Origin of the sequence: Saccharopolyspora sp. NPDC050389 (assembly GCF_040655595.1) — a bacterium.
Taxonomy (GTDB): Bacteria; Actinomycetota; Actinomycetes; order Mycobacteriales; family Pseudonocardiaceae; genus Saccharopolyspora.
This window is the reverse complement of record NZ_JBFAKG010000087.1, coordinates 30,362-41,827: the sequence shown is the minus strand read 5'-3', so window position 1 is coordinate 41,827 and position 11,466 is coordinate 30,362. Positions and strand designations below refer to the sequence as shown.

10 protein-coding genes are annotated in these 11,466 nt (G+C 67.1%); 7 read left to right on the top strand and 3 right to left on the bottom strand.

The features are described from left to right. Positions 1-154: 154 nt before the first annotated feature. From AB0I53_RS38750 to AB0I53_RS38730, 5 genes are all read left to right on the top strand, one after another. Entirely contained in the window at positions 155-1,378 is a 1,224-nt protein-coding gene (locus AB0I53_RS38750) for a hypothetical protein (RefSeq protein WP_358614023.1), read from the top strand. A gap of 103 nt (positions 1,379-1,481) precedes the next feature. Beyond that, positions 1,482-1,631: a hypothetical protein gene (locus tag AB0I53_RS38745; RefSeq protein WP_358614022.1), complete on the top strand. Its 150-nt coding sequence runs from the start codon at positions 1,482-1,484 to the stop codon at positions 1,629-1,631. Between the two features lie 282 nt (positions 1,632-1,913). Then, entirely contained in the window at positions 1,914-2,444 is a 531-nt protein-coding gene (locus tag AB0I53_RS38740; protein WP_358614021.1) for a hypothetical protein, read from the top strand. 257 nt (positions 2,445-2,701) lie between these two features. Continuing rightward, positions 2,702-3,259 carry an AAA family ATPase gene (locus AB0I53_RS38735; protein ID WP_358614020.1) on the top strand — a complete coding sequence of 186 codons (558 nt, stop codon included), beginning with the start codon at positions 2,702-2,704 and terminating at the stop codon, positions 3,257-3,259. Between the two features lie 135 nt (positions 3,260-3,394). Then, positions 3,395-4,351: a MerR family transcriptional regulator gene (locus AB0I53_RS38730; RefSeq protein ID WP_358614019.1), complete on the top strand. Its 957-nt coding sequence runs from the start codon at positions 3,395-3,397 to the stop codon at positions 4,349-4,351. 84 nt (positions 4,352-4,435) lie between these two features. On the opposite strand, the gene AB0I53_RS38725 is transcribed toward AB0I53_RS38730, so the two are convergent. Both AB0I53_RS38725 and AB0I53_RS38720 read right to left on the bottom strand, forming a co-directional pair. Then, positions 4,436-5,659, bottom strand: coding sequence for an MFS transporter (locus AB0I53_RS38725; RefSeq protein WP_358614018.1), 1,224 nt, complete (start codon positions 5,657-5,659; stop codon positions 4,436-4,438). Next, positions 5,656-6,942, bottom strand: a complete 1,287-nt coding sequence (locus AB0I53_RS38720) for a GH1 family beta-glucosidase (RefSeq protein WP_358614025.1) — start codon at positions 6,940-6,942, stop codon at positions 5,656-5,658. The genes AB0I53_RS38725 and AB0I53_RS38720 overlap by 4 nt, the downstream gene beginning before the upstream one ends. A 623-nt stretch (positions 6,943-7,565) precedes the next feature. Between AB0I53_RS38720 and AB0I53_RS38715 the strand changes: the two genes are divergently transcribed. Beyond that, a complete protein-coding gene (locus tag AB0I53_RS38715) occupies positions 7,566-8,795 on the top strand; it encodes a cation:proton antiporter (protein ID WP_358614017.1) in 1,230 nt (409 codons plus the stop codon). 284 nt (positions 8,796-9,079) lie between these two features. Further along, entirely contained in the window at positions 9,080-9,859 is a 780-nt protein-coding gene (locus AB0I53_RS38710; RefSeq protein WP_358614016.1) for a hypothetical protein, read from the top strand. A gap of 206 nt (positions 9,860-10,065) precedes the next feature. On the opposite strand, the gene AB0I53_RS38705 is transcribed toward AB0I53_RS38710, so the two are convergent. Then, positions 10,066-11,415, bottom strand: a complete 1,350-nt coding sequence (locus AB0I53_RS38705; RefSeq protein WP_358614015.1) for an MFS transporter — start codon at positions 11,413-11,415, stop codon at positions 10,066-10,068. Positions 11,416-11,466: the final 51 nt, after the last annotated feature.

Below are 11,466 nucleotides of genomic sequence, written 5' to 3'. Positions count from 1 at the left end.
GCTCATCGGGCACCAACCGTCGCGACAACTCATCAACCACGAACCAAGATCATGCCCGCAAACCCCACCAAGATCCAAACGAGACACGCTCTTAGGCGCTGCACTTTGTTGCATCGATTGACAATCGTATGGCGGTCGGTGAAAATCCGAGCACGTGAACCCGTTGCCTCGACGTCGCTTGCTCCAACTGTCCACGGCGGCCGGGCTCGCCGTGTTCGGCGCGGCTGCCTGCAGCACTCCCCGGGAGGGACAGGGCGACGTTGCCGCGCAGCCACTCATTCCGCAGGTGACCGCGCCGCCACCGAACGGCGTTCTCGGCGTGAACTTCAACGGTGACCCGCACATCATGACCTTCGGCGAACTCAAGACCGCCGAAGCGACGTGGCTGCGCGGCTTTTTCGCCATGCCCGACGCGGACAAGGGCGAACCGGCCGATGCCCCCGCGATCAGCACCCTGCTGCAGGCCGGCGCGCACGGCTACGGAACCGTGTTGTCGCTGAAGTTCCCCTACTTCCCGGAACGCGAAAAGCCGTTGCCGCGCCCCGGCACCGATGCGATGAACGCCGAACTCAACCGGCTGGACAAGGTGCTGCCTGCGGTGCTGAACGAGGTCGATATCCTGGTGATCGGCAACGAGCCGTTCATCGAATGCCCGCACGATGACTGGAACAACGGGGCCATCAACGCCTTCTACGAGGCCGTCGCCGACCACGTCATCAAGTATCGTGCTGCGCATTTTCCGGACAAGTGCAAGACAAGGCTGTACATGGGCTCGCTCAACCACCTCGATGATCCCGAGTGGACGGGTGAGGGAACCGAGCGCTGGATGGCCTATGTCCGCAACACCCCGGAAATCGAGGGCACTGACATCCACCCGCACGTCGCGGACCTCAACGGCGCCGATGCATACCTCGCCTACATCCTGCCCCGGCTGGGTCCGAACAAGAAGTTCCTCGCCACCGAGTTCTCCCTCGTTCAGCTCTGGCAGAAGCATCTCACCGACCGGGTGTCCCGCGAGTACGCCAACAAGTACGACATCCCGCCGGACACCCGAGTGTGGCAGGTCATCAAGAACGCGCTCGACAAGCCGTTCCCGCAGGAACGGTGGTACGACTTCCTGCGCACCAGCCCGTGGTTCGAGAACAACAAGAACTTCCTGCACGACCAGACGCAGAAGTTCCGGGCCACCGGCAAGCTCGCCGTGGCCACCTACGGGGTCGGCCAGGACGCCGCCATGTCGGACAGCTTCGGCCCGGACAAGAAGCCGTGGCTGCTGAACAGCCTGTTCGCCTCGCGCACGGTGCAACCCCTCCCCGACGGCACACCCGCTCCCAACTACGCCTGGCTCGACGAGTTCAAGTCCCTGCAGCATCGGTGACTCCTACGCTGAGGGCGGAAAGGTGCGCTACCGCACGACTTTCCACCCACCGGCAATGTGGACGACGTGGTCGCCCCGCCGGTTGAAAACGCAGCACTCGCGCGTGACCAACATCGACGACATGCTGGTTCTGACGGTGTTCTTCGGGCAGGGACGCGAGAACCGAGCCGCCGCCGCGCGGGTGGCGATCGGCCCGCACCTGGGGTTCGGCGCGATCTTGGCAGCCTCGGCGTTCGGCGCGCTGGGCGTGTAGCCCTCGGGCACGTTCAGGTCGGCGATGCCGACTCGGGAACAAGCCGATTTCCTCGTGCTCGCGGGAAAAACCCGGTTCGGCGCCGGTGTCCGGGTAGCAGCCGCAGTGCCACGATGAAGACATGCTCGTCGCATGGTGAAGCCCTACTTCTGCCATGGCATGGGAATTCGACTTCAGCCAGGGCCCCCGGGGAGGTAACGATGCGGAATCGGACGCAACCCGGTCGAGGTCCACCGCGTCCTAGGCGTCGATTTTCAAACGCCTGGAACGGAGCCCAGCAACGTGACCGTCCTCTACCGGATCTCCATCGACGACAAGACCGACGCCACCGTGCGCGGTCGCTTCCACATGATCAACCCCGATGCGGGGATCCTCCCGGGAGAAGACGACGACCTCCTCCCGCTGGAAATCATGATCGACGCGTGGCGGCGAATGAAGCACGGGAGCTTCTTCGTCGGCGACGGGCTCGGGGACGACCGACTGCCCATGCCCTTCGAGCAGGCGGCCACGATCGCCGACGAGCACGAGCTGAGGGACGCCTTCGAGAAGGAGCTCGACGACGGGGCGGAACCGGACGAATACCTATTCGACCGGTTCGACGAGATCATCGAGTCCGCCGAACTGAGCGAACCGCAGAACATGCCTCCCTTCTGGGACGCCGCCGGCTTCTGGGACGCCGCCACCGACGACGATTTCCCGGAAGACATCGACGCCTACCCGTACATCGAGTTCACTTTCACCGCTCGCGACGCCCGATACGTCGCGCACCTGGCGCGCGGCACGCACTGGGCGACGGCGCAGTACTGCGACTAATGCTGGGCAAGGCACGCACCCCAGTCCGGGGATTCTGAGAAGCGAAACGCGAGTTCCGGCGGCGCCCTGCATCCAGTGAGAGCCATCCCGATCTGCGTCCAGTCGAGTCGTCGGTGCGCGGCTGCGGGAGTGTTGTCACGTCGCCGCGGTTGCGGGCGCAACGAGTGCGGACGCTGCGTTCTTGCCGCCGTCGTTCTTCCCGCGGTGCTGACCGGGTATCACTTCGGTGCGCCAGTATCGGGCCTAGACTGCGCGGCGTGCCTCGCCTCATCCATCTCAACGGTCCTCCTGGCATTGGCAAGTCGACGCTTGCGCAGCGTTATGTGGACGATCACGCGGGTGTGCTCAACCTGGATATCGATCAGCTGAGGAGATTGATCGGTGGTTGGCGTGATCGGTTCGCGGAGACGGGGGCGATCGTGCGGCCGATTGCCCTGAGCATGGCTGGAACGCACCTGCGTGCCGGGCACGATGTTGTGATGCCGCAGCTTTTGTACCGGTTGAGCGAGATTGAACGCTTCGAGGCCGTCGCGTACGACAACGGCGCCGAGTTCCGCGAGATCGTGTTGATGGACACCAAGGAGCGATCCGTGGAGCGCTTCATGCGTCGTGGTGAGGATGACGATCTTCCCTGGCACCAGCAGGTGAAGGAGATCGTGGCGCGAGAAGGGGGATTCTCACGCCTCTCGGAAATGCACGACCAGCTCATCGAGGTGGTCCAACTGAGACCGGCGGCGACCGTAGTAGCGAGTGAGGCAGGTGCGGTTCAGCGGACGTACGAGGACCTGATCAAGGCTCTCGAGGTCAAGCCCTGAGCGGAAGCCTGCGACCGCCGAAAGCTCATCCATGCAGTTCAAGCGGTATGTGAGCACTCGCGAAGGACGTCGCCGAGCCGGTCGGCTTGACCTTGCCCTCAGGGGCAAGGTTTAGCGTTGCTCGAGGTGAGGGGCATGCAAATAAGCGAGCTGGCACACCGGGCGGGCGTGACGACCAAAGCGGTGCGCTACTACGAATCGCTGGGATTGATCAGGCCCGAGCGGCTGCCCAACGGCTACCGCGACTACGGCGAGCAGGACGTACGACTCACGCAGGAGATCCGGGCACTCAGCAGCCTCGGCATCCCCGTGGAACGCACCCGGCCGTTCCTGGACTGCCTCGCGGCCGGCCGTCGACACGCCGACGACTGCCCGGCCTCGCTGGCCGGGTACCGGGACGCCATCAACGAGCTCACGCGGCGGATTGAGGGACTCACCGCCCGCCGGGCAGCGCTGATCGGGCACCTCCGGGAAGCTGCCCACCGCAACAGTCGCGTCTCACCGGCCAATGAGGGAGAAGACTTCATGACCGACTACGAGAGCCTGCCCGCCGACCTGCCGGTCCCCGAGGACGACGGCGCGGCCGCTCATCTGCCCGGCACGAAGGCGCCGCACCTGGAATTCCCGGGTACCGGCGGCGCGACGATCCGCCTCGACGCGCTCGGCGCGGGCCGGACGGTGATGTACATCTACCCGCTCACCGGCCGCCCGGGCACCGACCTGCCCGACGGCTGGGACTCGATCCCCGGAGCGCGCGGCTGCACGCCCGAGGCGTGCGGCTTCCGCGACCACTACCAGGACCTGCTCACCGCCGGCGTGGCCGGCGTGTTCGGCCTGTCAAGCCAGGACACCGACTATCAGCGCGAGGTCGTCGAGCGGCTCCACCTGCCGTTCCAAATGCTCTCCGACCCCACGTGGAGCCTTGCCGACGCGCTCAACCTGCCCACGTTCGAGGCCAGCGGGCTGACGCTGTACAAGCGGCTGACCCTGATCATCCGCGACGGCGCGATCGAGCACGTCTTCTATCCGATCTTCCCGCCGAGCGAGCACGCCGACCAGGTCCTGACCTGGCTGCAGGACAACCCTCTGTAAACGTCAGCATTCAGCGCCGCTGCCGCTGAGTGCGAGCCGGCGGGCAACTTCGGCAATCGCCTCCGCGGGCAGGGGAAATACCTGTCAGGCGACGCCGCGCACGCGGGTTACGAGCACGCCCGCGAACAGGGTGGCCACCGCCGATGCGGTGAACAGCCCGGCATAGCCGCCGAGGTGGGCCAGGACCGGCGTGGCGAGCGCCGGGGCGACGACCTGGGGCAGCGAGTTCGCGATGTTCACCACGCCGAGATCCTTGGCGCGGTCGGCGGCGGCCGGCAGCACCTGCGTCAGCAGGGCCAGCGCCACCGCCCAGTAGATCCCGAAACCCAGCCCGAGCAGCGGAGCGGCGCACAGCGCCAAGATCCACGTCGGCCACGCGGCCAGCAGCAGCGCGGCCAGCGCCATCAGCGCGCACGAGGTCAGGATGTAGGGCTTGCGCCGCCCCGTGCGGTCCGACAGCGCTCCCGCGACGACCCCGCCGACGGTGAGCGCGGCACCGTAGAGGCCCATCAGGATCAGCAGACCCGTCTCCGGATCGGGGTGGCGCACGGCGTCGCCTAGGAAGAACAGCAGGTAGAGCGTGCCGAAGGCATTGCCCAGGTTGATCAGGAAGTGGCAGCCCCAGCCCCACGCGAAGTCGGGATACCTGCGCGGCGACACCCGAAGCCGCCGCGCTGCGGCGGCCAGCCCGCCTGCGGGCTTCGTCGGCAGCGTGGCGTCCGGGGTGCGCAGCACGAACGCCGCTGCCGCGAGAACGACTAGTGCTGCGCACGCGAGATAGCCACCGGCGAGCCCAGTGATCAGCACCGTCACCACCAGCGTGCCTGCGACGGTGCCCAGCATCTGGCTGATACCAACGAGTCCGCCGATCCGTGCCCGCTGCGCCACCGGAACTCGGTCCGGCAGCGCCGTCGCCAGGCTCGCAAGCATCGCGTTGAGCCCGGCCTGCACCAGGCACCACCCGACCGTCATGGTCACCACGTCGCCCGCCGCGGCGAGGACAGCCAGTCCCGCCGCTCCCACGAGCGCGCCGCCGAGCGTCCACGGGTGCCGGCGGCCGAACCGCGAGGTGGTGCGGTCGGAGAGCATGCCCGCCAGCGGGTTGGCCACCACCGACACCGCCGCGCCGATTCCGGTGACCGCGCCGAAGACGACCTCCTTGTCCGCGCCGGCGAGCAGTTCCGCCTGCCGGGGCAGCAGGACCTGGATCGGCGCGTAGAACGCCAGCCACAGCCCGAGGTTGGCCAGGAAGAGCAACGTCGTCCACCCGGCGCGGACCGGGGTCCGGGGCTCGGCGAGTGCGGTCATCTCGACCGCTTGATCACGTCGCGGTACCAGGCGAACGAGTCCTTCGGGGTGCGCACGAGCGTGTCGTAGTCGACGTGCACCAGGCCGAACCGCGGCGCGTACCCCTTGGACCACTCGAAGTTGTCCAGGAGCGACCAGACGAAGTAGCCGCGCACGTCCGCACCGGCGTCCATGGCCTCCCGCACGGCGGTGAGGTGACCGGTGAGGTAGTCGATGCGGTCGGAGTCGTGGATTTCGTCGAAGCTGCAACCGTTTTCGGTGATGTGTACCGGCGGCATCTCCGGGTAGCGCTCATGGAGCAGGATCAGCAGCTCACGCAGTCCGTCCGGGACGACCGGCGATCCGTTGGTAGTCATCGGGTGGCCCTCGACCTGGGCGAGCTCGAAGGGCAGCGGGCCCGGGGACCGCGGTGCGCGGACGGCCATCGGCTCGTAGTAGTTGACGCCGTAGAAGTCCAGCGGCGCGGCGATTGTCGGCAGGTCGTCGGCGAAGCCGTCGGGCAGCCGGTCATGCAGCACCTCGGGGTAGCTGCCGAGCAGAATAGGATCTGCGAACAAGCGGTTGATCAACGCGTCCAGAAACGACACGGGTTCCGGGTCTTCACCCCAGATCGGGCTGTGGTTGTTCGCGGTTCCCACTGCTCGCGCGCCCGCCGCGCGCAACGCCGTCACAGCCAGGCCGTGCGCCAGGAGCTGGTGGTGCGCGGTTGGAATCGCGTCGAGCAGCAGTGCCTTGCCCGGCGCGTACTCGCCGATGCCGTAGCCGAAGATCGACATGACCATCGGCTCGTTGAGCGGGATCCACATCTTCACCCGGTCCGCGAAGCGCTCGCCGACGATCGCGGCGTACTCGGCGAACCGCTCGGCGGTCTCGCGGCTGAGCCATCCACCCCGGTCCTCCAGCGCCTGCGGGGTGTCCCAGTGGTAGACCGTGGCGACCGGATCGATGCCTGCTTCGCAGAGCGCGTCGAGCAGGCGGTCGTAGAACGCGATCCCCTCGGGGTTCACCGGACCGCGACCGTCGGGCTGGATGCGTGGCCAGGCCAGCGAGAACCGGTAGGCGTCCACGCCCAGGGCGGACATCAGCGCGACGTCCTCGGGATAGCGGTGGTAGTGGTCGGTGCTGACGTCGGCGTGCTCGCCGCGCGCGATCTTGCCGGGAGTAGCGGTGAAGGTGTCCCAGATCGAACGCCCCCGGCCGCCTTCCCCGGTGGCGCCTTCGATCTGGAACGCCGCGGTGGACACGCCCCAGACGAAGTCGGAGGGCAAGTGCGGGACCAGCATCTCGATCACTCCCCAAAACATGAATTTTATTCGTAATATAGTGCCGATCGGTCACTCGCGGAAGGGACGATCCGGAGTCTCTTGTTCAGGCGCCGCGAGGTGGCAAGGTTCGATGCCAAGCTCGGAAAGCACGAAGGTCATCAGCTACCACCACGGCGACCTGCGGCGCGCGATCGTCGACGCGGCGGCCGAGGCGGCCTTGCCCTCGTGCGATTGCGCGACTCCCCAGCCGCTTGCAGCGCACACGTCACTCCCCGCACGCAGTTCCCGCACGCTATGGGATCGAGGGCGGATCTCCTGCAACACCGCTACGTCTGCGGGGAGGATGGGAGCACGGCGCGGCCTTCTGGGAGGTAGGTGTCGGGGGTGCGGTGGACGTGATCAGCATCGGTGCTCGGCGGCGGAGGCCGGCACGGCCCAGGGTGCGCGCGTGCTAGCTCCGGAGCGACCGAGAGCTCCTCGGAGTTGTGTTCGCACCGTGGTTCGCATCCCGTTCCCCTTCTCCCGCACACCTTTTCCGGAGGTGTTGACGTCTCGGCAGCACTCGCCCATCGGATCTGCCCGATCGGCGAAATCCGTCTGCACCAGCTGAAGGAAGATCAACGGGAGAGGAGCCGATAGCCATGCCGAGCTTCGAGAACCTCCTGATACTGACGATCATCGCCGTCCTGGCACCCCTGCTGCTCGGGCTGGTGCCCAGGCTGCGGATCCCGTCGGTGGTGCTGGAAATCGTGGCCGGGGTCATCGTGGGGCCATCCGTGTTGGGGCTGGTGCGCGTGGACTCGGCGGTGCAGGTCGTCGCGTTGCTGGGACTGGCGTTCCTCCTGTTCCTCGCGGGACTGGAAGTCGATCTGAACCGCCTGCGTGGTTCGCTGCTGCGGCTGGCGCTCCTCGGGTACGTGGTCAGCCTGGCGGTCGGTCTGCTGGCCGGATTCTCCTTCGGTGCCGCGGGCTGGGTGCTCGATCCCCTGCTGATCGCGGTGGCGTTGTCCGCGACGTCGCTCGGCCTGGTCGTCCCCGTTCTCAAGGACGCCGGCCGGGAGGAGGAGGCCATGGGACAGACCACGATCGCGGCGTCGTCGGTTGCCGATTTCGCTGCTGTGGTCCTGCTGTCACTGTTGTTCTCGGTGTCTGGTGGCAGTGCCGGAGGCCGTGTCGTGTCCCTGATCGTGTTCGTCGCTTTCGTGGCCGCCATCGGGATCGCAGTGGCGCTGGCAGGGAGATCCATGCGCCTGGGGGATCTCTTCCTGCGGTTGCAGGACACCACTGCGGAGATCCGGGTTCGCGCAGCAGTCGTGCTGCTCGTCGCCTTCGTCGTGCTCGCCGAGGGTTTCGGTCTCGAAAGCATCCTGGGAGCGTTCCTCGCCGGAGCGGTCGTAGGCGTCATCGACCGCGACTCGACCACGCATCCGCATTTCCGAACCAAACTGGACGCCATCGGGTACGGCTTCCTGATTCCGGTCTTCTTCGTCGCCAGCGGTGTGCAACTCGATCTCAGCGGGCTGCTGGAAGCACCGTCCGCGCTGCTGCGAGTCCCGCTCTTCCTGCTCGCGCTGCTGCTGGTCCGCGGGATTCCCGCACTGCTCTACAAGCGCTCCCTCGGAACACGCTCCTCGCTCGCGGCCGGGCTGCTGCAGGCCACCTCACTTCCGTTCCTGGTCGCCGCATCACAGATCGGCGTCGCCATCGGCCTGATGACCCCGGTAACCGCAGCGGCACTGGTCTGCGCGGGCCTGCTCTCGGTACTGCTGTTCCCAGCCGCTGCTCTCGCCCTGCTTCGCGGGCCTCGGTCCACAACAGCCGCCGAAGGCCGGCATCGTCGTCACCGAGGAGGAGCCGCGGAAGCGACGTAGCAGCCCGCGAGGCCGCCACTGACACCCAGCTCGACTTCTGAGCTCCGACCGAGGTTCTTCACTCGCAGCCAACCGGTTTTCGCCGGTCGAGTCCCATCGGCCTCAACGCGGGCCTTCCGAGCTACCCGATGGTTACGTAGGTCCCTAGCTGCCGACTCCCGACCGCACGGATGCTGAATCCAGCCTGGGGTTCTGATGCGGGAGACGGGCTTCCTCACGTGCGGCGGGGCGGAGGAACTTCGCCGTGGCCCCAGGAACACCCGTTCGGGATTCCGGAGGTCATCATGGCGGAGGCAGTTGCGAGGAAGCACCTCGAAGACTTCAGTTCGCTCCTCGATCTGGCCGAGAGGCGGAGTTCTACGGTGATGTTCGAGGGGTACGTCGCCGAGGACAAGAACGTTCCGGGGAACCTGCTGATCGTGCAGTCCCCGAACGTCGTGTACTCCGTGGCGAAATCGGACGTCGTCGAACGCGAGAACATCGACGCGAAACGGGTCCGGGCTTGGGTGCGTCCCGGTGTGCGCGCGTACCGCATCAGCCCGTTCACGGTCGGGGAGGTCACCGCACCACTCGAGGTGGCGATGGAGTTCGTCGCGGCCCCGCCCACCGTGGAGTTGCCGGGAACGCCCGTGCGCGGGGATCCGTCGACACTGCACAGACCCCCACCGCAGGCGAATGCGCCGCTTTCCGCAGTAGGTGCGTACTACGAAGACGGGTGTGCGGGCGGGGACAACACCGCCTACGCCAACAACTGCGCGCACTTCCTCTCGAACGCGTTCATCCGTGCCGGGTACGCCGAGTTGTCGGTGGCGAACCCGCACATCCATGCCCGGTGCACACCAGGAAGAAGGCCTCTGCGGGCCAGGAACATGTGGAGCTGGCTCCAGGAGAAGGCGGTGCGCACGAGCACCACGCTGCAGCCCAACACCGGCTGGTGGGCGGTTTTCCAGCTCAAGGAATCGGCCTACTGGGGTGGGCACGTGGTCCTGCTGGACTCCGACACCTGGGCGTACTACGGCACCAGCTGGCACGACGACTGGGGACAGCACCTCTACCAGTGGTAGTGCCTTGTCCATGAACGTTGGCACGTAATCGATCTCGGTGGGTCGAGATTCCACCCTGGGGCCGGAATCCGGGGTTCATGCCGCGAGCACGTGTTGTTGACGAAGACCGATGCGGGTTTCATGCGGCGGTCGAGTGTCGAATGTAGACGTTCGTGGTCGCAGGCGAATACGGCGTTCCCGGGTTCCGCCCACGTCGGGACTCCGGTTCAGGCTTCGGTGTGCTCGCCGGCGAGGTCCTCTTCCTGCAGCAACGGGTTCCCCGCGGTTTCGCGCAAGGAGAAGGCCGCGATCAGCCCGATCACCGCGGCGACCATGAGGTACGGGCCGGGCACCAGTGTGCTGCCGGTGGCCGAGATCAGGACCGTCATCAGGTAGGGCACGGTGCCGGCGAACAGGGCGGCGGTGAGGTTGTACGCGATGGACAGGCCGCCCTGGCGGGTGCGGGTCGGGAAGATCTCGGCGGACCACACCGCGTAGGTGCCCAGGATCGCGGAGAGCACGACGCCGAGCGCGAGCCCGCCGATCCACGTTCCGATGAGGCCCGTGCCCATCAGCAGATAGGCCGGGGTCGCGAGGACGAACAGCGCGATGCCCGCGCCGAGCAGGACCGGACGCCTGCCGACGCGGTCGGACAGGCGGCCGAACACCGGGACGAGGACCAGCCCGACGAGGGAGATGACCGTGGACAGGAGCGCGGCGTTGCCGGCGGAGTGGCCCAGGTAGTCGGTCTCGTAGGTGACCAGGTAGGTGAGCACGGCGTAGAACGGCACGTGCATCATCGTCATCAGGCCGGCGGCCTGGAGCAGCTGCTTCTTGTTGTTGCGGAAGAGTTCCCGCACGGGGCTGCGGGGCACGTTGTCGGTCGCTTCGAGGGTGCGGTACTCGGGGGTGTCCTCGATCTTGTTGCGAACGACGAAACCGACGATGCCCAGCGGCGCGGCGATGAGGAACGGGATGCGCCAGCCCCACGAGGTGAGCTGCGCGTCCGAGAGGCCGACCGACAGCAGGAGGAACACGAACGACCCGGCGAGGAACCCCAGCAGCGAGCCGACCTCGAGCCAGCTGACGCCGAACCCGCGGCGGCGGCGCGGCGCGAACTCGGCGAGGAAGCTCGCGGCGCTGCCGAACTCGCCTCCTGCGGCGAAGCCCTGAAACAGCCGCAGGAAGACCAGCAGCAGCGGGGCCGCGATCCCGATTTTGGAGTAGTCCGGCAGCAGGCCGATGGCGAGCGTGGCGCCGGACATCATGAAGATGACGATCGACAGCGTGCGCTTGCGGCCGATCCGGTCTCCGAGCGGCCCGAACACCAGCGCTCCGACGGGACGGATCCCGAACGACACCGCGAAGACCCCGAACACGGCGAGGAGGCCGGCGGTGGCGTCGCCGGCGGGAAAGAAGACCGAGGCGATGGTGCTCGCGAGATAGGCGTACGCGGCCCAGTCGAACCAGTGCACGAAGACGCCGACCGCACCCGCGGCGACGCTCCGGCGCAGCGTCGCGGGATTGGCGATCGTCTCGGTGAGCTCCCTGGCCGGAGCGGATTCACGTGTGGTCATGGGCGGCCTCCTTGGACCGGATTTCGTGATGACGCTAGGAGCGGTCCACGG

Excerpts from the sequence above, each read along its gene's own strand:
- AB0I53_RS38720 (WP_358614025.1), bottom strand. The coding sequence starts at position 6,942 with ATGCTGGTCCCGCACTTGCCCTCCGACTTCGTCTGGGGCGTGTCCACC.
- AB0I53_RS38710 (WP_358614016.1), top strand. The coding sequence starts at position 9,080 with ATGGCGGAGGCAGTTGCGAGGAAGCACCTCGAAGACTTCAGTTCGCTC.
- AB0I53_RS38725 (WP_358614018.1), bottom strand. The coding sequence starts at position 5,659 with ATGACCGCACTCGCCGAGCCCCGGACCCCGGTCCGCGCCGGGTGGACG.
- AB0I53_RS38715 (WP_358614017.1), top strand. The coding sequence starts at position 7,566 with ATGCCGAGCTTCGAGAACCTCCTGATACTGACGATCATCGCCGTCCTG.
- AB0I53_RS38730 (WP_358614019.1), top strand. The coding sequence starts at position 3,395 with ATGCAAATAAGCGAGCTGGCACACCGGGCGGGCGTGACGACCAAAGCG.
- AB0I53_RS38705 (WP_358614015.1), bottom strand. The coding sequence starts at position 11,415 with ATGACCACACGTGAATCCGCTCCGGCCAGGGAGCTCACCGAGACGATC.